Below are 19,129 nucleotides of genomic sequence, written 5' to 3'. Positions count from 1 at the left end.
TTTTGAACGAGACCTTTATTTACCGTAAGAGTGAAGAGCACAGTAAAAATAATTCATGTGATACGTACTGCACTCTATTTTCTATTAATTGTTTATTAATGAGTTAGTTACGCAGTTAAATACTGAGTAATTGGTGTATCCACGCTCATTGCCACCAAATAGCGTAGAGCCGTCAAGCTCAGACAGAGGTTGTTGGTACTTTAAGCGCGCTACCAAATCAGGGTTAGAAACAAACGGGCGCCCAAACGCCACTAAATCCGCATAACCTTTCTCAAGTACCTCATCAGCACGCTCTTGGGTGTAACTGCCCGCGACGATAATTGTGTTGGTGAAGTATTCGCGCAGTTCGATGCGGAAACTTTCTGGAATCACTGGTGCGTCGTCCCAATCCGCTTCAGACAGGTGCAAGTATGCAATATCACGAGCTTGAAGTTGTTTCGATGCATCGAGGATGGTCGGCACAATGTCTGGGCAGTTCATATCCTTAAAAGTGATGAAAGGCGCGAGTCGTACTCCCACTTTATTGGCACCAATGGCTTCGCTCACCGCATCGACCACTTCTAATAAAAAGCGACGTCGGTTTGCGCGAGTACCGCCGTAGTTATCGGTTCTGTGGTTTGAATTGGTACGTATGAACTGGTCAATCAGGTAACCATTACCGCCGTGGATTTCGACGCCATCGAAGCCTGCTTCAATCGCTCGTTTCGCAGCATGGGCGAAATCACTCACGACACGGTCAATATCAGCTTGAGTCATGGCTCGTGGCTCTACACAATCGACCATATTGCCGTTGCCTTGCTCGTCGGCAATCCACACTTGGGTTTCTACTGGTTTTAGTGCTGATGGGGCAATAGGCTGTTCGCCTTTTTGGAATGTCGGGTGTGATACACGACCGACATGCCACAACTGACAAAACATAGCTGCGCCTTGCTCTTTTGCTGCTTGAGTGACGGTTTTCCAGCCTGCCACTTGCTCATCAGTGTAGACGCCTGGTGTAAATGAGTAACCCTGCGAATCATCTGAAATCTGGGTAGCTTCAGAGATAATTAAGCCTGAGGTTGCGCGCTGTTTGTAGTAAGTTGCCATCATTTGGTTTGGAATATTCCCCGGCTGGCTAGTGCGTGCTCGGGTCATTGGTGCCATGACTACACGGTTTTGTAGATTCAGTTGTTTCAGCTGGGCTGGTTCAAATAGTTTGCTCATGATCGGTTCCTTACTTAAGTAGCGGTACTTGGGTTTTGTTGCTTACAGATTCCATCCAATTTTTCACGGTGTTGTCCCATTGGATTTCTGCGGCACTGAAGAACCCGCGCAAAACAGAAAATAAGATCGCTTTGTCTACCAAAGTTACATGCTGGAAGGAACGCGATTTTTTGCCAATCCAGCACTGGTTGCGACGGTTGGCTTGTTTCACTTGATGTTGCCAGTTCAAGGAAGTAAGCGATGATCTCTAGACTTTCTGCCATCACGTCATCGTTGTCTTTGATAAGAAGTGGCACTTGCTTGGTTCCAATCAGGTCCGTTGTGGTTTTGTCATCGTCATAAGTAATATTGATGACGTCGAGTTGGATATTCAGCATGCCAGCAACATAGCGGACGCGAGCACTGAATGGGCAATGTTCGTAAATGTAGAGTTTCATAGTGTTTTCCTATTGATTTGTATTGGGCAGCCCTGATTGTTCGGGAGGCGTTAAGTCAGGACTACCAGCCGGGATGAAATTAGTTGTTGAAGCTTGGCGCTAACTCGGTTTGTCTGCTTTCTTTGCGGTTCGCCTTGGCGATGAATAGCAAACCAATCAGTGGAACAATGATGGCTGCGTAAGGGATCATGCCTGCGCCCATTTGGCTATCGAGCACCATGCCACCTAAGAAACCGCCAAAGGCATTAGCTAAGTTGAAAGCCGAGATGTTTGCCGTCGCTGCTAATTCCTGACCTTCACCACTGTGGTTCATTACTCGAAGTTGCATTGCTGGTACGTTAGCGAATGACGCAATACCAAATACAAAGGCGGTGGCAATGAACAGCACTTTGCTTTCTACAGTGATTCCGACCAGTACGAGTGACACAATCATCGCGATAGCCCAGAACATAGATGCCTTTTGTAGGTTTTTATCCGATGAACGACCACCCATGGTGTTACCAACAATCAGACCGACGCCAACGATAACCAGAATCCAAGTTACGGCACTTTCACCAAAGCCTGTGATGTGCATGGCGATAGGGGCGATGTAACCATACAAAGCCATGAACCCCGACCAAGCAAATACGGTGATCGCTAAGCTGATAAGTAGCATTGGGTTTTTGAACGCGGCCAATTGTGCTTTTATATCTTTTGCTTCGGCATGACCGGTGGATTTGACCACTGAAGTGATAAAGAACAGAGCCACTAAACCAAAAGCGGCAACGACCAAGAAAGTGGTGTGCCAGCCAAATTGCAAGCCAATCCAGGTACCGCCAGGCACACCTAAAACGTTAGCCAGCGTTAAGCCCGCGAACATCTGTCCGACCGCACGACCTGCCATTTTTTCTGAAACCAAATTGGTTGCTACCACGGCACCGATGCCGTAGAAAGGACCTTGAACTAAGCCCGTGATCACTCGGCTGACCATCAATACAAAGTAGTTCGGCGCGAAAGCGGACAATACGTTGCCGAGAATAAACAGCACCATTAGCCCAGCCAGTACGGCTTTCTTGTTAAAGCGCGCTAAGTAAATCGTAAGTAGCGGACCGCCAAACACAATGGCAAGTGCGTAGGCACTGATTAGGTAACCCGCTTGCCCTTCCGTGATGGACAAAGAGTTGGCGACTTCAGGAAGGATTCCTGCAATAACAAATTCTGCGGTGCCGATAGCAAAAGCTGCAAGTGATAAGATCCATACCTGCAGCGGCATTTTTTCTTTATTCATGAGGGAGTCTCTTTTTTTTCGTTTGAACCCATTGGTGCCACGCTTTTTTATTGCTCTGGCACCTAGTTTTTATTTGCTGTTAGCCAAGCGTGTGTTGCTATCCAAGCAGTGCACCACCATCGACATCTATTACGGCGCCGGTCATGTAGCTGTTTTCCATCAGAAGTCGGTAAGCTTTTGCAACATCACTGGCTTTGCCAACCTTGCCCACCGGCAAGCTATTTTTTGTGCGTTGGTACATGGCATTTCTGTCGTCTTCGTTCATGCCTTGATACGCGTCAGTTTTAGTCAAACCTGGGCTGACCGCATTCACTCTGATCGGAGCCAATTCTTTCGCCAGTACTTTTGTGGTTGCTTCAACGGCAGCGTTGATCGCGGTTTTTACGTAGGTGTTAGCAACAACTTTGCGCGATAACATGCCGGAAGTTAGCGTGATTGAGCCGCCTTTCTTGATGTAGCGAGCTCCATGTTTAGCCACGTTAATGGTGCCCCAAAACTTGGTATCAAAAGCGTATTTTGCTTGGGAAATTTCCACGTCCACCACTTTGCCTGCCGGAGCATAAGAACCTGCTGTGACGATCAGGTGGTCAAAAGCACCAATGGTTTCGAAGTAGTGGTAAACCGATTGTTCATCGCTGATGTCCAACCCTGTTTTGCGGCTTGCTACGTGGACAACCGCATTGTCGCTTGCAAGTTGTTGGCTAAGCTCAGCACCAATACCTGATGTGCCACCCAGTACGACGTAAACGATTTTCTCTGTTTTCATGATTTGTTTCTCTAATCTTGTTTCGATGTGGTCAGTATATTGGTTGGAAGAAATTTGATAATTGGGTAATATTTGAATTGATTATTCGGTTCAGGTGAATAATGAAGTTTGAGGAGGGAATGTGGACAAGTTTTCGGATATGACGCTGTTTGTCAGTATAGTGAAGAACCAAGGGTTGGCGGCGGCTGGTAGAGAACTCGGCTTATCGCCAGCAACAGTAACGGCAAGATTGCAGTCGCTGGAAGATCGTTATGGGGTGAAATTACTTAATCGCAGTACAAGGCATATCTCATTGACGGACTCTGGTGCTATGTACCATCAGGCATGCTTGGAAATCATCGACAGCGTTAAAGAGACGGAAAACTTACTCCAAACTGGCACCAAAGAAGTGCGCGGCACACTTAAAATCTCGGCTCCTCGTGATATTGGTAAGCAATACATTTCGCCAATACTGTCGGAATTTAGTCAGCTCTATCCCGATGTGATCCCTTATCTGTATTTGAACGATAACTTATCCAACTTGGCTGATTCCGGTTTGGATATCGTTATCCGATATGGGGAGCTAGCCGACAGCAATCTTATCTCTCGTAAACTGGCGTCTAGTCGCCGAGTGCTTTGTGCTTCTCCTCAGTATTTGGCAAAGAAAGGCACGCCAATCACGCCACAAGATTTAGTACAGCACGATTGTTTAGCCATGGTTCGCAGCAATGAAGAGTTGAAAACATGGCACTTTCAAGATGATGAGCAACACAATGTTGTTACTGTCGTACCGAAACGGTTTTCTGATGATGGCGAAGTGATTCGTCAATGGGCGTTAGATGGGGCGGGTATTGCGTTGAAATCGATTCTCGATGTGCAAGAAGACATCAAACATCAGCGTCTAGTGACGGTGTTAAATGGCTATATGAAGAACTTCAACGCATCGACCTCTTCTGCGGGCGCAGATTTGAACGTGATTTACCTGAGCCGCCAGTATCAACCCAAGCGACTTCGTTTGTTCTTGGACTTCTTGATTGAACGATTTTAGCTAGGTTAAGTTGAGTAATGAAACTAGTTGTTTTGTCTAAGCAAGGTTGTTTATTAAAGAAAGAGTTTTCGCATACCTGTACTAAATCGAATTTAAGTTGAAACTCTAAGAAACTTTTGTCCATAGCCGTTTCAGCTCTTCCTGAACCCTACTAAATGTGACTGCCAAACTTCATGTTGACCAACAACATTGAGAGGAGGTCATCATGAGAAAGCTATCTTCTGGAAAATGCAGCGGCATCAAAAGACCATTTAAGCTTGAAGAGATTTGGCGAATCAGTACTAGGCTGCAAAACTTGGTTTGAATGCTGAGTAGCGCCTATACAGGCTTTTCTTCTCTTCTGAGAAGCCTGTGCCCCTTTACAAGTCAGTGTCACGTTAACCTATTAATAAATGATCTGAATTCGTGAATTCAAAAGAGAAAACCAAGGACAGCCCCTTGGTTTTCGTTGAGTTACCTTACGCAGTTTAATCAATGCGACGGATTAGTTTGGCAGGTGTACCACCATATAAGCAATCTGGAGGAACATCAGTGTTCACAACTGAGCCGGCTGCAATTACGGAGCGAGCACCGATAGTAACCCCTTGGTTAATTACAACGTTACCACCAATCCACACATCATCTTCGATACTTATTGGTTTGCATATGGTTGCCCACTGACGGCGCTTTAGGTGATTTAAAGAATGACTTGCTGTGTAGAGCTGAGTATTTGGTCCAATTAATACGTTGTCTCCAATGATGATCTTTGCTCCATCTAACATTGTGACATTCATATTGATGAAGCTACTCTTGCCAATAGAAATGGTTTTGCCTATTTCACAATGAAATGGAGAGCGAATAATGCTAGTGGCAGATATTTCTCTCATCAACTGCACTAGAACTTTCTGGCGATGAGACTCAACAATGGTTTGGTTGAGTTCAAGTAAGAGCCTTGAGGTGTTGTCACGAGTGTCATTTATTGCTTGATCGCCGCCATCATAGTCTTCACCAGCCATCATCTTTTCAAATTCAGTCATAATCTTCCTATGTATATAATCGATGGTTCTTGTTTGGTTTTGGAATAATTTAGCGGAATAAACGTTCCAATAGAAATGAAATCTAGGCGATTGTGATTTGCGGAAATGGAATAACTTCTTTGAAGTGGAACTAAGTACCTTGTCTTATCAACCTAAACATTTTTGTCCGGAAACGTTTTTAAAATTGATCAAACTCTATTGTCCTCCGATAACAATGGCTAGTTATAGAGCGAGCACAGGGTCAGGTAGAGTTTAAAAGTAGGTAGGGGTTAGGGGGGAATTGGTGATCTTAATTACACATCCCTGTGTAACGTATTCTGAATGTTAGCTGGCTTTAAAGCGCTTCATAAATTGACTAAAGTGTGGAATCAGGCTTTGCACAGTCGGCGCATCGGGAATCTCATTTACAAAAATCATAAAGCGCTGTGCTTTACTTTTATCACCTTGAGCAGTCCCTGCTAGTATTGCTTGAGCTAAAATTACATGCTCAGCGGTAACGTCCTTATTCGAAAATTCGTGAATCAACATAGAAAATCCTAATAAGTATAAATACGGATGTAATAATACAATATATTGATGTTTATATCGATAGCTTATGGCATTCATCAATGTCAGATTTGTGTGAAAGCAAGACAGTGATGTGCACAATCAATACTGGACAGTGAGCTTAGTGACTTTCCATACTTATGCTAATTCGTGATTTGCTAATACTTGGTTCTCCAAAGCTCATTTCTGTCTGTCCAAAAGCGAGCTAGGGACTAAACAGTCTTTAATGCCCCCCGACATCTGCATATTATTTTCTAAATCTACATCGTAATTTTCATCTCACTAAATCCTACTTTTTCTAAGCTCTCCAAGTGTATTTATGCTGCTTACAAGGCGTTACATTTCTACTGCTTAATCGCAGTTACAATGCGCAAAACAGAAATAAGGAAGTGTGTTGTGAAAAAGCTTGTGTCTATAGCGCTGTTACTGAGTGTATTTCTAGGTGGGTTAGTCGGTTGTATTGATGATGACGCATCAGAATCGTTTGATTTAAGTACATTGATTGATGGTCAAACAAGAATAGCGGCAGTTGAGAAAGTTTTAGGGACGCCAAAGCAAATAGAAGACAGGCGAGATGGCGTATTTACCTACTATTACGAATCTTCAGAATTTTGGGTAGCTTTAACTTTTCACAATGGTGTTTTGCTTTTTAAAGAGCAAGCTAAGAATGATGGGATGTATGAGTTTGTACGAGTGATGTAAGAGCATTTATCGCAATAATATTGATCGTACTTAAAAGTCATATGTTTTTAACAGCTTGATTCATGATTGGGCTTCAAAACATAATACGGCTTCACAAATTCTCTGGTGAAATTTGAAGCCGGTTCGGAGGTAGGTTATATGAATAGGGTCAATATTCATTAAGTGGACTTCCAATGAATGCTCAATATTCTGAAACAACTGAGTTAAGTTTACCGGCACTTCGTCAGACATTTTCCAATCTCAAATTAGCTTATGAGGCTGAACCTTATAGCCTAATTACTGATCGCATGGTTCGGTTGAGCACGTTAAAAACTCGTTTGCTTGAGTCTGAAGCATTATTGGTTGAAGCACTAAAGCAAGATTATGGATATCGCAGTGAATTTGACTCGACCATTTGCGACTTAATGCCTGCCATTCACCATATTAATTACACGCTTAAAAAGTTGCCTAAGTGGGCTAAACCTCAGCGCCGAGCTGCAGGAATAATGCTACTTCCATCTAAAGTCGAAGTTCATTATCAGCCTCTCGGTGTTATCGGGATCATGGTGCCATGGAATTTCCCAATTGTGTTGAGCATTGCCCCTATCGCAACCGCGCTTGCTTCAGGTAACCGAATGATGGTGAAACTGAGTGAAAATACCCCTCACACCAATAAAGTTCTAACTCATATTTTGGCTGAATTCGAAGACCACATTCAATGTGTAGAAGGAGAGGCAGAAATTTCATCACATTTTAGTGCTTTGCCTTTTGATCATATTTTATTTACGGGCTCCACAGCTGTTGGCAAATTAGTCGCAAAAGCAGCCGCAGAAAACCTTACTCCTATCACTTTAGAGCTTGGTGGGAAATCACCGGTTATTATTGCCCCTGATGCCGATCTGAAAAACGCTGTTGATGCGATATTAGTTGGTAAATCCATAAATGCTGGGCAGATATGCATCGCTCCTGATTATGTGATGTTGCCGAAAGGGAAAGAGACCCAGTTTGTTGATTTGTACCTGAAACGCTTCCAGAAGATCTACATCAAGAAGAGCAAAGTGAAAGGGGTTAGTCACATTATCAATGAGAGACAACACCAGCGATTGCTGAATATGGTTGAAGATGCCACTGCACAAGGTGCTAAGTTACATACGATTGATAGACAAAATATCACCATCGAGGGGGCGAATGAGAGTGCCGCTGATGAACTTAGTAAAAGCCGGTTAATGCTGCCTCACTTACTGACTCAAACAACAGATCAAATGCTAGCCATGAAAGAAGAGATCTTTGGTCCTATCTTGCCGGTAATGACTTATGAAAAGTTGGAAGAATGCGCTCAATACATTAACCAAAGACCACGACCTTTGGCGTTGTACCTTATGACTAATGATCCAAACATTAAGCGTGATATTTTAGATAAAACGCATAGCGGCTCAGTAGGAATTAATGAAACGTTACTGCAAATATCAGCAGACGACGCGCCATTTGGTGGTGTCGGTCAATCGGGCATTGGTCGATACCACGGATTTGAAGGTTTTCAAACTTTCTCTCATGCAAAAACGGTGCTTTGGAGCTCAAACTGGTTGCCAAGATCTCGAATTATGATGAGGCATCAAGGTATGTTACTCAAAGCATTAAAGCGCCTATTTTTATCTAAATAAAAGTAAGAAACCGTTAAAAAGCCTACGTATAACGTAGGCTTTTTTTATTTATGATTTGATGATGAGGTGTAAAGTCGTCCTTCAAATGACAACAAATGATATCGATTTCATTTTAATTTTAATGATTTTGCCTAATAAATAATCGCGCGAACGTTTGCCTAAAAAAATGTGATGAAAGTCTCGTTTATCTATTTATACTTCTCTTCCGGTTTTAAGCCGAAGCTTAGCCAATACAAGCCGTCACATGGATTTGTGAATGACCCCAAGGACTGGACCAGCTACGTTCCACTGCTTGTATAAGGTGATCTACATGAAAAATCCATTGCTACATTTCCTATCGCTGTTATCTACACAGCCGCTACTTACGCAATCTCGCAGCTTTCTGCTTGCGATCCTTTGTCCTGTTCCTTTGCTGTCATTTGCTTGGCACTTATTCACTCTTTAAGGATTCTTAGGACACAATATGAATATTTTATTTGGTTTTGTTGGCGTTCTTGCGCTGATGGCTTGCGCATACCTATTATCTGAAAGTCGTTCAGCGATTAACTGGAAAACAGTCAGCCGAGCTTTCTTATTGCAAGTTTGCTTCGCAGCATTAGTGCTTTATTTCCCTTGGGGGCAAATTGCATTAACCAGTTTAAGCAGCGGTGTTTCAAGTTTACTTGGCTTTGCGGATGCTGGTATTGCTTTCTTATTCGGTGGCTTAGCGACAGAAGGCTTTATTTTCGCAGTTCGCGTTCTGCCAATCATCATCTTTTTCAGTGCATTAATCTCAGCTCTGTATTACTTAGGCATCATGCAAAAAGTGATTCAAGTACTAGGTGGTGCAGTTCAAAAATTGCTAGGTACAAGTAAAGCAGAATCTTTGGTTGCGACAGGTAATATTTTCCTTTCTCAAGGTGAGTCACCTCTACTTATTCGCCCATTCTTAAAAAGCATGACTCGCTCTGAATTGTTCGCTGTGATGGCGGGTGGTATGGCTTCTGTTGCTGGCAGTGTGCTTGGCGGCTATGCAGGATTAGGGGTTGAACTTAAATACCTTATTGCGGCAAGTTTTATGGCTGCACCTGGTAGTTTGCTTATGGCAAAAATCATTGTTCCAGAAACCGGAACGCCAAGTGATTACGAGCACATTGAGTTAGATAAAGCTGATCAAAGCAATGTAATTGATGCACTAGCGAGTGGTGCAATGAATGGTATGAAGGTGGCTGTAGCTGTTGGTACTATGTTGATTGCCTTTGTGAGTGTGATTGCAATGGTGAACACGGGTCTTGAAAGTTTAGGTGAAGTGTTTGGTTTTGCTGGCATTACACTGCAAGCGATTTTCGGTTACCTATTCTCACCTTTAGCATGGCTGATAGGCATTCCGGCAGATGAAGTACTTATGGCTGGTTCTTATATTGGTCAGAAAATCGTGATGAATGAGTTTGTAGCCTTCATTGATTTTGTGGAAAACAAAGCCTTACTTTCTGAGCACAGCCAAGTGATCATCACATTTGCATTATGTGGTTTTGCAAACATTGGTTCTATTGCGATTCAATTAGGATCTATTGGTGTGATTGCACCTGAGCGACGTGCTGAAGTGGCAAACCTAGGTTTGAAAGCCGTAGCTGCGGGTACATTAGCTAACTTAATGAGTGCTTGTTTAGCGGGTATTTTCTTCCTTTTATAAGCTTAGAAAAAAGGGCATACATTCTGGTATGCCCTTTTTATTACTTTGGGTTTTAATTGAATAAGATTTTTACTAAATTAGAACGTTAGTTGCCTATTAACTTGCTGCCAATGAGCTCGATGTCGAATATAAGTTCAGTTCTATGATTTTTTCAAAAGGCATTGGCTTATAAAAGTAAAAGCCTTGAATGAGGCTGATGTTTTGTTTTGAAATGAACTCAAGTTCTTCTCTCTCTTCAACGCCTTCAACCACCACCGTTGCCCCACCAACTTGTACCAATTGGCTGGTTAGTTTAAACAGTTCTTTGCCTTTATCACTGGATAGGTTGAGCACAAATGAACGATCAATTTTTACTTTATCGAATTCAAATTTAGATAAATAGCCAAGTGATGAAAACCCTGCACCAAAGTCATCCAGCGCAACGGAAATACCAGAGGCTCTAAGTTCATCCACCGTTTGCTTGGTTTTATTCTCATCTTTGACCAGTACATCTTCTGTTATTTCAAGCTCTACCTGGTGAGTTTGTAGGGCGCTGCTATCCACTAACTTACGCATGCTACTTGCAAAATTGTCTATTAACAAAGTGTCAGGTGAAACGTTAATGGAGACTTTGAAATTTTCAGAATCCGCAAAAGGAGTTACCTCGTGTAAGGCTGTTTCAATCACCCACAAATCGAGATCTTGCATAATACCTAAGCTGGCAAAACTGGATAGGAAGTAGGGGGGAGTGATTTTTCCATCGTAGCCTTTGTGCCTAATGAGCACCTCTAACCCAACGACTTGCTGGTGAGTAATATCGTATTGTGGTTGATAGAACAGCGTAAATTCACCGCTTTCTTGTAACTCATTCAAGCATTTTTGTGCTGAGATATTGTTGGAGAGGTGAGGGATGAATGTATTCATGGACTGGCCTTTTGATACATCATCATTATTAAAAAACTCTTTCGAAGCTGAGTTGGTGAAGATATGACGAGTTCGCCCTAGATTTTCATATTTCCTAAAAAATGGGAAATAGATCAGTACGCCAATACCAATAATGAGTGCTTGTAAAATAGCGCCGTTTATTGAATTCCCAGTACCTACGTATCCACTGATCAAAGGGGGAGTCATCCAGCTCATCACTTCTGATATTGGCGGAACAAAACCAAGGCTGGTGGCGAAATATGCGATCATTAAGCTGAGTACAGGAATGGTTAAAAATGGGATGATCAAAATGGGGTTAAACATGATCGGTAAGCCATAAATAACGGGTTCATTGATATTAAATAGACTCAGTATTAGAACGGCACACCCCAGTTTTTTGTAACTGTCATTGCGTGAGAACAGTATCATGCACATGACTAAAGATAAGGTATTTCCAGCACCACCTAACCCCGCATAAAAATCATAGAAGTTACTGGTTAGTATAGGTAATGGCGTCCCAAGTGTTTGGTGCTGCTCTACCAAATGCATGCTCATGTGGTAGATTTCGCTCTTGTAAGAAGCCAGTACTATGTGTCCGTTTACACCAATCGCCCAAAATAGGTTTCGAGCCAATTCATACACAATACCATCCAGCAGTGAATGTGGATCTAAGTGTGGGAAGTAGCTGGCAAGAACCACATCTTCAAAGATGATATGTCTGAGTATGTAACTGATTGTCGAGAACGAAAAGACTAATACAGAGCAAGATAGGATCATCTCAATGGATTTTTCGACTACATTTGGCAGCTCTATTTTTTGGCGTTTTCGTTTTTGTTTAGTGAGTTTTAAACAGAAACAGATAGCCATAGGAAGCAAGATGGCTAATGGATAGTTCGTGGGAATAACCGTACCGACTTTCAGTAGCTCCCATTGATAGCTAACAATAAAGTAGATGACGATCGAGGGGGTGATTAATGAGATCCTTTCCAGCTTATGCATAGAAGCTAAAAACTGGGAATAGTAGACAATCAGCAATATAGGAAACAGCTGCCATACAAGGGTACTAATGCTGTACAGGCGTTGTGAAAACTCATGTAACTCAAAATAAGACGTGGCATTGCCAAGTAGCATGCAAAATGCAGAAATTAAAGAGACGGGCAGGAGCATTATGAAAACATTACAGACTCCGTTGATATACGGGTTATCTGAAATAAGGGAAACGGCTCTTGCTAATGAATGCTTAAACATTATTATTGGTCGTAAAATAGGCTTATGTGCGCGCATTATAGGTATGACATTCTCTATAAGCTACAATAATGTGAATTTTTTTTAATTTTTTTGGATGCACTTCGTTACAAAATCGAAATGCTGCTTATTTATCATCATAGTGGGTCTTCACTAGGTGATGTATACTGTTAAAAGTGTCATTATTTGTTATTGCTAATAAAGCATTATTTCCAAGTTATGGATTAGGTTAACGTTATGAACTTCAAAATTATTTTCGGTATCGCTGCGGTCTTGTGTGGGTTGTTTAGCGCATCCTATATCATCGTTGGTGGCTCACATTTTCCAATGTCACAGTGGCCACAAGAAGCATTTCAAGGATTAATCTTTACCATTGTCTGGGGTTTTGGCGTGTCTTCGTTTGTCGCCACCGCTTTCACTTTATTAATATTTTTTACGATAGGTGTTGTGAGTTACGCTATCGGCTATAAATTGGCGAGTTTTATTCCGGGGCAAGAAGACTAGTCACTATTCGATGTAACCCGTGCATTGCAATACGGTCCCTAGTAATAGTAAGTAGAGCTCAGCAGTCTTTTTCACATGTAGGCACTGACTTTTGTTTTTTCTTTTCGATAAATTCTATTTTTAAGCTAGCGTTAACCCTGCCTTAACCTCTCAGTTGCTAAATTTGTCTCCATTCTAACAGGAGACATGAAGATGACACTGAATCTTCCTTTAAAACAATCCCTACTTTCGCTGGCTTTAGTCGGCTTGATTGGTTGCAGCTCAACGAATCAAGCGGATTACACTGTACTAGCTGAACAAACCACCGCTTCTACAAATCAGCAATTGTTGCTGGATCTTGTTCAACAATCTCACTTATCGGCTCAAGGTGGTGAAAACAACCAAACTGAATCATCCATACAGATCACGGATTTGGTGAGCTTACCTGAATTAGACACCTTCATTACTCAAGCGCTTGAAACCAACCCGAGTTTGCAGCAAAGCGTAGTGGCACTCAATATTGCCTACGCGCAGCAAGGTATTACCGCAGCTGACCGTTTGCCAACCGTTGAAGCCAGCTTCAGTGGTAAAGCGCAAGAAGACAGTGACGATACTTATACCACCGACCTTACTGTTGGCTGGGAGCTGGATTTGTGGCAAAAGCTGGCAGACAGTAGTAATGCTGCCATGAAAGATGTGATGAGTTCTCAAGCCAGCTTACAAGGTGCACAAGACTTAGTGGTGGCGAACTTAATGCGCACGTGGCTAGAAATTAGCCTGAAACAGCAGCTAGTGACGATTGAAGAACAGCGTTTAGTGGTTCTTGAGAACAATGAAGATTTGGTATTAGCCAGATATAAGTCTGGTTTAGGAAGCTTAGAAGACCTCGATAATGCTAAATCTAATAGTGCATCAACGAAGGCAACCTTAGCTGACTACCGAGAGCAACTTGCAAGCAGTAAACGTAGTCTAACTTTATTAACGGGTCAGTGGGTTGGCGAGTCATTAGACGTGTCTATTCCGGTTGTTTTTCCTGATGTCTTAAATCCGTTAGATGTGATGCCAGATCAAAATTTATCTCGTAGACCTGATCTCCAATCTGCTTTTTTAAACATTGAAGCGGAAGCACTACGAACGGATGCAGCTTATAAAGCGATGCTTCCCTCTATTAGTCTTTCAGCTAGTTTAACTGACATGGCAGAGTCGCCAAGTGAAGCGTTATTGACCGGTCCGCTATGGAGCGCATTAGGTCAAGTATCTGCACCCTTATTCCAAGGTGGGAAACTGAAGTCACAAGCGGAAGTGGCACAGTTAACAACAGAGCAAAGCTATTGGGCTTATCAAGAAACACTGCTTAATGCGGTGAATGAAGTTGAAAATACCATGGGGCAAGAAGGCTCTTTAGCCCTTCAGCAACAACATTTAGCTCTTGCTTTAGAAAGCGCTCAACGCAGCTTTATCAGCTACGAAGAAAAGTATCGTCAGGGTTTAGTCGACATTTTTGATCTCCTTACCGTTCAGCAGCAAACCTACGATCTTGAAGCACAACTCACACAAACTATTTATAACCGTTTAATAAACCGAATTGATTTAGGTCTAGCACTTGGCTTAGGAGCATCCGCATGAAACTCAACAAACTAACTATCGCAATTACTCTTATCGCGGGTTCAAGCATATTTGCAGCGGTGGCTTTTAATGGCTCTCAAATGGAGCCAGTGAAAAAAGCCCCAGAGTCGGCTTTATCTTCTCATGTGCAACCTGAGCCTTCTAACGTGTCACCTGAATCTGGAGGCTTATCATCTAGCCAGAGTCAAATTCACACAAAAGAACAAGGTTCGAAAACAGATCAAGTTTCTGAAAAAGAAGCGCTTTCTAAATTACCTCAGGTCTCCATCATTAATGTGACTTCTGGTGAGTACCAAGCAGAAGTTGTTGGTCATGGTGAAGTTAAATCACGTTATGAGCTGATGTTTTCAGCTGAAGTGGGCGGGCGTGTTGAAAGTGTGAGTACACTTTTTGAAACGGGGCAAGTGGTTAACAAAGGTGACGTGATTGCGCGTATTGATGATACCAGTTACCTGCAAGCGGTATCGCTAGCAAAATCGAATGTTGCTCAAGCAAAATTGAATTTATTAGAAGAGCAAAGGCAAGGTGAGCAAGCTAAATCAGAATGGGAACATTCGGGTTTATCAGGCGAACCGGATTCCCCGCTAGTGTTGAGAAAGCCTCAATTAGCGCAAGTGACAGCCGCCCTTGAAAATGCGCAATTAGAGCTTAAAAAAGCACGACAAGATTTTGAGAAAACGCAAGTGAAAGCCCCATTTGATGCGTTAGTGGTGACGAGAGATATTCAACCTGGCAGCTATGTTCAACCGGGTACTCAAGTTGCGACTTTATATAGCATCGATGAAGTAGAGGTGACGGTCCCATTATCAGAAAGCCAATGGAAAAACTTACCATCTTTAGATAACCAACAGCTTCAAAGTACCTCTTGGCCAGTAACTTTGGAAAGCTCTGATGGCGCTCATCAGTGGCAGGGCAATGTTGAACGAGTCGAGCAGCATTTATCACAAGATACTCGTCAGCGTTCGCTGATTGTTGTGGTCGAAAACCCACTTGAACAAGTGGACGATCTTTATCCTGGTATGTTTGTGAAGACGGTTATCTCGGGTAAAGCTTTGGATCAATTGTGGCAACTTCCTGCTTCTGCACTTTCACAGCAGGGTGACATTTGGGTGGTGGACTCACAAGGGTTGCTCGCGAAGTCTTCAGCACAAGCTCAGTTTGAAATAGATGGTTTGATTTACATTGACCCAAATAGCTTGGATTTTGACCTGAATACAAGCACCAAAGCAGTTGTTCACGTAGTGAAACGTCCGTTGAGCAGTTTCCAAGTGGGAATGAAAGTCATGGCTAAGGTTGAGGGTTAATTATGTCTGAAAACACTCAACTTCCAGAAGTTCAAAGCAACCATAAAAACCAGGAAAAGCACACAGGACCAATAGCTTGGTTTGCTAATAATTCGGTAGCATCAAATCTATTACTAGTTGGTGTTATTTTGATTGGTTTATTCTCGCTGAATTCTTTGCGTAAAGAAGCGTTCCCAAGTTTAGAACCTGATATTGTGACGGTTTCAGTCACCTATGACAGTGGTGATCCAATTCAAGCAGAAGAAGGGCTGGCGATTAAAATTGAAGATGCTTTGGAAACCGTGCCGGGCATCAAACGCATTACTTCGACTTCAGATGCAAATGGCAGCCATGTTTCTATCGAAAAAGAAAGTACCTACGATTTAGATACTTTATTGACAGATGTAAAAACCAAAATCGATGCCATCAATAACTTGCCTTCAGGGGCGGACAACCCAGTAATTGATAAAGCTCGAATGCAAGACCACGCGCTTTGGGTGCAGCTATACGGTGAAGCGGACAGAGCCACATTACAAGATTTAGCCGAGCAACTGAAAGCGGATTTACTGAGCCAGTCTGCGATTCGCGATCTTGAAATTAAAGCTAAAGTCGACCCAATGATTTCGGTTGAAGTTGATGAAAGTAAGCTACAAGCCTATGGACTGACTTTAACGGACGTCTCTGAAGCGATTAATGCTGAATCATCCACGGCGCTATCAACCAGTTTACGTAACGGGGATAAAACTGTTCGTTTAAAAGTGTCTGAGCAAGCTTATGAACTGCAAGACTTTAACGCTATTCCGGTCGTGACGAATAGCGATGGTACTCAAATTACATTAGGGGATATCGCGACAGTTAAAGACATGTTTGCCGACGATACCTTTGTATTGTCTCGTTATAACCAAAAAAACGCGATTGCGATACAAATCGTCATGGATGAATATGGCGACGTTGTGAGTATTGTGGAACAAGCTCAGCAAGTAGTTGATCGTTGGGAAGCAAGTAATGCACTCCCAGATGGTCTAGAAATTGAAACCTGGTACGACAAAAGTACCATGATCAAAGACCGTTTAGCCTTGCTTGTGAAAAACGCATTAACGGGTATTGGACTAGTGTTCATTGTGCTGGCGTTATTTCTTAATGTACGAGTCGCGTTTTGGGTGGCTGCTGGTCTACCATTTGTTTTCTGCGGCACTTTGTTCTTCATGACTGACAGCTTTATGGGGTTGACCATCAATGAAATGACGACTTTTGGCTTCATTATGGCACTCGGAATCGTGGTTGATGATGCCGTAGTGGTGGGAGAGAGTATTTATACCACTCGCAAAGAAGAAGGAGACTCAGTTAACAACACGATTCGCGGTACGATGAAAGTTGCGTCTCCGACTATATTCGGTGTGTTAACAACGGTTGTAGCATTCTTAGCGCTGGCAAATGTTGATGGAAAAATGGGGCAAATTTACGCTCAGTTTGGTTCGGTTGTCACCATTTGCTTGTTGCTGTCATTGGTTGAGTCGAAGTTTATTTTACCTTCTCACTTAGCGCACATTAATACCCACCGAGGCGAGAGAAAAGGCGTTTGGAGCCGTATTCAACATGGGGCTGATAGTGCTCTACAGTGGTTTAACGTTCGTATCTATAGCCGAGTGATTGATTGGGCTTTAAAACTTCGTTACGCGGTGATTATGGTGTTCATCTCACTGTTCATTTTAGTGGTTGGTTTGCCAATGACAGGCAATGTGAGAGTTGCTTTTTTCCCTGATATGCCGGGTGATACAGTGACTGCCGATATGTCGATGCAAAATGATGCAAGCTTTGGGCAAACGCAAACGAACCTATTAGAGTTAGAGGCGGCAGCCGTTCAGGTTGATGAAGGTTTAAGATCTCAGTACAGCGCAGCAGACGAAGAGAGTGAATTGCTAAGCCTACAAGTCATTGCGGACAGTGACGATACAGGGCAAGTAAGAATTGAGTTAGACAGTGACAGCGTGTATTCAGCGAACGAATTCGCACAACGTTGGCAAGAGACCGTTGGTCAAATGGAAGGCGTGAAGAAGCTAAAAATTCTGTCAAAAATGGAGATGGTCGATAACTTTAAAGTAGAACTAAAAGCGTGGAGTGATGAATCAGTAAGCGCGGCGGGTAATCAATTAGTGGAAACACTTGAAGGTGTGGCTGGCGTAAGTGGCATTGATCATAACCTTGACTTAGGTGAGTCACAGTATCGTTTTGAAATTACTCAGCAAGGTCGTGCTTTAGGGTTTGATACAGCAAGCTTAGCAAAACAAGTATTACAATCTTTTGGTGGTGACATTGTTCAGCAATTTCAGCGCGGTAAAGACGAAGTAAAAGTGAGAGTGCGTTACCCAGAAGACGATCGTCAAACCATGGCTGATGTAAACCAAGCTAATGTGAGAACCAGCGATGGTAAGGTTGTGCCTTTAAGCACAGTTGCAAACATTTACTCGGATTACCAAGCTTCAGAAATTACGCGAATTGACAGTCAACGAGCTGTGTATATCACTGCGGTTTTAGATAAAGATATTATGGCTCCAGGCGAGTTGGTAAATCAGTTACAACAAAACTTAGTTCCAGAACTGCTTACACAGTACCCAGGCCTAACTGTAAATTTTGCTGGGGAAACGGAAGAGCAAGCCGAAACTGCCAGCTCAATGACCAGTATGTTTTTACTGGCAATGATTGCGATTTATACCTTGTTAGCGATTCCACTAAAATCGTATGTGCAACCACTTATCATAATGACCGCTATTCCATTTGGTATCGTTGGCGCTATTTTAGGGCATTGGTGGAATGATTTAACAATCAGCATCTTATCGTTAAATGGTATCTTGGCTTTGAGTGGCGTGGTGGTGAATGACAGCTTATTACTTGTTTCTCGTTTTAATGAACTAATTAAAGAAAAGGGCATGTCTGCACGCAATGCGATTGTTCAAGCGTGTACTGGCCGATTAAGAGCCGTGCTACTGACATCGGTCACGACCTTCGCGGGTTTAACACCGTTACTAAGTGAAACATCGTTACAGGCTCAATTTTTAATTCCAGCGGCTGCAGCGCTTGGGTATGGTATTTTGTTTGCCACATTCATTACCCTAATATTAACGCCGTCATTACTGATGATTCAGTGTGAAATTAAAGAATTTATTACAACTTTGAAAGCTCGATTTGATACTGATCAAAACACTCAATTGCAGACTGAGTTGAAAGTGTCTGAATAATATCTGTTATTAATAGTGTGTAGACAAAGCTGAATGAGTTAACAGAAGAATCGCCACTGTCTGGCAAGATGTTCAGG

Annotated in this window: 15 protein-coding genes and 2 pseudogenes; 10 read left to right on the top strand and 7 right to left on the bottom strand. The window is 42.6% G+C overall.

Going from position 1 to position 19,129, the window contains the following annotated elements:
- Nucleotides 1-84: 84 nt before the first annotated feature.
- The 4 genes and pseudogenes from OCU78_RS20715 to OCU78_RS20700 form a co-directional block, all read right to left on the bottom strand.
- Nucleotides 85-1,203, bottom strand: a complete 1,119-nt coding sequence (locus tag OCU78_RS20715; protein ID WP_137373680.1) for an alkene reductase — start codon at nt 1,201-1,203, stop codon at nt 85-87.
- Between the two features lie 10 nt (nt 1,204-1,213).
- Nucleotides 1,214-1,640 (bottom strand): annotated as a pseudogene (locus OCU78_RS20710) (glutathione S-transferase N-terminal domain-containing protein).
- Between the two features lie 79 nt (nt 1,641-1,719).
- A complete protein-coding gene (locus OCU78_RS20705; RefSeq protein WP_137373681.1) occupies nt 1,720-2,907 on the bottom strand; it encodes an MFS transporter in 1,188 nt (395 codons plus the stop codon).
- A 97-nt stretch (nt 2,908-3,004) separates the two neighbouring features.
- The gene (locus OCU78_RS20700) at nt 3,005-3,673 is read right to left on the bottom strand and encodes an SDR family oxidoreductase (RefSeq protein WP_137373682.1); all 669 of its coding nucleotides are present in this window, start codon (nt 3,671-3,673) and stop codon (nt 3,005-3,007) included.
- Between the two features lie 121 nt (nt 3,674-3,794).
- On the opposite strand from OCU78_RS20700, the gene OCU78_RS20695 reads away from it, so the two are divergent.
- Both OCU78_RS20695 and OCU78_RS20690 read left to right on the top strand, forming a co-directional pair.
- Nucleotides 3,795-4,700, top strand: coding sequence for a LysR family transcriptional regulator (locus OCU78_RS20695; protein ID WP_137373683.1), 906 nt, complete (start codon nt 3,795-3,797; stop codon nt 4,698-4,700).
- Nucleotides 4,701-4,905: 205 nt separating this feature from the next.
- Nucleotides 4,906-4,992 (top strand): annotated as a pseudogene (locus OCU78_RS20690) (integrase); the annotation flags it as partial.
- A gap of 175 nt (nt 4,993-5,167) precedes the next feature.
- Here the strand turns inward: OCU78_RS20690 and OCU78_RS20685 are convergent.
- Together OCU78_RS20685 and OCU78_RS20680 are read right to left on the bottom strand one after the other, a co-directional pair.
- Nucleotides 5,168-5,716: a sugar O-acetyltransferase gene (locus OCU78_RS20685; protein WP_137373684.1), complete on the bottom strand. Its 549-nt coding sequence runs from the start codon at nt 5,714-5,716 to the stop codon at nt 5,168-5,170.
- 324 nt (nt 5,717-6,040) lie between these two features.
- The gene (locus OCU78_RS20680; RefSeq protein ID WP_137373685.1) at nt 6,041-6,244 is read right to left on the bottom strand and encodes a pyrophosphatase; all 204 of its coding nucleotides are present in this window, start codon (nt 6,242-6,244) and stop codon (nt 6,041-6,043) included.
- 414 nt (nt 6,245-6,658) lie between these two features.
- On the opposite strand from OCU78_RS20680, the gene OCU78_RS20675 reads away from it, so the two are divergent.
- The 4 genes from OCU78_RS20675 to OCU78_RS20660 all read left to right on the top strand — a co-directional run bounded on the left by OCU78_RS20675 (nt 6,659) and on the right by OCU78_RS20660 (nt 10,276).
- Nucleotides 6,659-6,964 carry a hypothetical protein gene (locus OCU78_RS20675; RefSeq protein ID WP_137373686.1) on the top strand — a complete coding sequence of 102 codons (306 nt, stop codon included), beginning with the start codon at nt 6,659-6,661 and terminating at the stop codon, nt 6,962-6,964.
- Between the two features lie 173 nt (nt 6,965-7,137).
- Nucleotides 7,138-8,604, top strand: a complete 1,467-nt coding sequence (locus tag OCU78_RS20670) for a coniferyl aldehyde dehydrogenase (RefSeq protein WP_137373687.1) — start codon at nt 7,138-7,140, stop codon at nt 8,602-8,604.
- 310 nt (nt 8,605-8,914) lie between these two features.
- Nucleotides 8,915-9,049, top strand: coding sequence for a hypothetical protein (locus OCU78_RS20665; protein WP_257217114.1), 135 nt, complete (start codon nt 8,915-8,917; stop codon nt 9,047-9,049).
- An 18-nt stretch (nt 9,050-9,067) separates the two neighbouring features.
- Nucleotides 9,068-10,276: a NupC/NupG family nucleoside CNT transporter gene (locus OCU78_RS20660; protein WP_137373688.1), complete on the top strand. Its 1,209-nt coding sequence runs from the start codon at nt 9,068-9,070 to the stop codon at nt 10,274-10,276.
- A 96-nt stretch (nt 10,277-10,372) separates the two neighbouring features.
- Here OCU78_RS20660 and OCU78_RS20655 read toward each other — a convergent pair whose 3' ends face one another.
- Complete coding sequence (locus OCU78_RS20655; protein WP_240701742.1) at nt 10,373-12,427, bottom strand: EAL domain-containing protein; 2,055 nt, start codon at nt 12,425-12,427, stop codon at nt 10,373-10,375.
- Between the two features lie 234 nt (nt 12,428-12,661).
- Between OCU78_RS20655 and OCU78_RS20650 the strand changes: the two genes are divergently transcribed.
- The 4 genes from OCU78_RS20650 (at nt 12,662) to OCU78_RS20635 (ending at nt 19,052) form a co-directional block, all read left to right on the top strand.
- The gene (locus OCU78_RS20650) at nt 12,662-12,928 is read left to right on the top strand and encodes a hypothetical protein (RefSeq protein ID WP_137373689.1); all 267 of its coding nucleotides are present in this window, start codon (nt 12,662-12,664) and stop codon (nt 12,926-12,928) included.
- 192 nt (nt 12,929-13,120) lie between these two features.
- Nucleotides 13,121-14,533 carry a TolC family protein gene (locus tag OCU78_RS20645; protein ID WP_137373690.1) on the top strand — a complete coding sequence of 471 codons (1,413 nt, stop codon included), beginning with the start codon at nt 13,121-13,123 and terminating at the stop codon, nt 14,531-14,533.
- The gene (locus OCU78_RS20640) at nt 14,530-15,837 is read left to right on the top strand and encodes an efflux RND transporter periplasmic adaptor subunit (RefSeq protein WP_137373691.1); all 1,308 of its coding nucleotides are present in this window, start codon (nt 14,530-14,532) and stop codon (nt 15,835-15,837) included. Before OCU78_RS20645 ends, OCU78_RS20640 begins: the two co-directional genes overlap by 4 nt.
- 2 nt (nt 15,838-15,839) lie before the next feature.
- The gene (locus OCU78_RS20635) at nt 15,840-19,052 is read left to right on the top strand and encodes an efflux RND transporter permease subunit (protein WP_137373692.1); all 3,213 of its coding nucleotides are present in this window, start codon (nt 15,840-15,842) and stop codon (nt 19,050-19,052) included.
- Nucleotides 19,053-19,129: the final 77 nt, after the last annotated feature.

Origin of the sequence: Vibrio gallaecicus, assembly GCF_024347495.1 — a bacterium.
GTDB lineage: Bacteria > Pseudomonadota > Gammaproteobacteria > Enterobacterales > Vibrionaceae > Vibrio > Vibrio gallaecicus.
Note: the sequence above shows the minus strand (reverse complement) of the source record. Positions and strands in the feature narration are given on the sequence as shown.

What these genes read in the sequence shown, in the direction of transcription:
- OCU78_RS20635 (WP_137373692.1), top strand. Translation starts at nt 15,840, where the DNA reads ATGTCTGAAAACACTCAACTTCCAGAAGTTCAAAGCAACCATAAAAAC.
- OCU78_RS20705 (WP_137373681.1), bottom strand. Translation starts at nt 2,907, where the DNA reads ATGAATAAAGAAAAAATGCCGCTGCAGGTATGGATCTTATCACTTGCA.
- OCU78_RS20680 (WP_137373685.1), bottom strand. Translation starts at nt 6,244, where the DNA reads ATGTTGATTCACGAATTTTCGAATAAGGACGTTACCGCTGAGCATGTA.
- OCU78_RS20645 (WP_137373690.1), top strand. Translation starts at nt 13,121, where the DNA reads ATGACACTGAATCTTCCTTTAAAACAATCCCTACTTTCGCTGGCTTTA.
- OCU78_RS20650 (WP_137373689.1), top strand. Translation starts at nt 12,662, where the DNA reads ATGAACTTCAAAATTATTTTCGGTATCGCTGCGGTCTTGTGTGGGTTG.
- OCU78_RS20655 (WP_240701742.1), bottom strand. Translation starts at nt 12,427, where the DNA reads ATGTTTAAGCATTCATTAGCAAGAGCCGTTTCCCTTATTTCAGATAAC.
- OCU78_RS20715 (WP_137373680.1), bottom strand. Translation starts at nt 1,203, where the DNA reads ATGAGCAAACTATTTGAACCAGCCCAGCTGAAACAACTGAATCTACAA.
- OCU78_RS20665 (WP_257217114.1), top strand. Translation starts at nt 8,915, where the DNA reads ATGAAAAATCCATTGCTACATTTCCTATCGCTGTTATCTACACAGCCG.
- OCU78_RS20685 (WP_137373684.1), bottom strand. Translation starts at nt 5,716, where the DNA reads ATGACTGAATTTGAAAAGATGATGGCTGGTGAAGACTATGATGGCGGC.
- OCU78_RS20670 (WP_137373687.1), top strand. Translation starts at nt 7,138, where the DNA reads ATGAATGCTCAATATTCTGAAACAACTGAGTTAAGTTTACCGGCACTT.
- OCU78_RS20640 (WP_137373691.1), top strand. Translation starts at nt 14,530, where the DNA reads ATGAAACTCAACAAACTAACTATCGCAATTACTCTTATCGCGGGTTCA.
- OCU78_RS20700 (WP_137373682.1), bottom strand. Translation starts at nt 3,673, where the DNA reads ATGAAAACAGAGAAAATCGTTTACGTCGTACTGGGTGGCACATCAGGT.
- OCU78_RS20660 (WP_137373688.1), top strand. Translation starts at nt 9,068, where the DNA reads ATGAATATTTTATTTGGTTTTGTTGGCGTTCTTGCGCTGATGGCTTGC.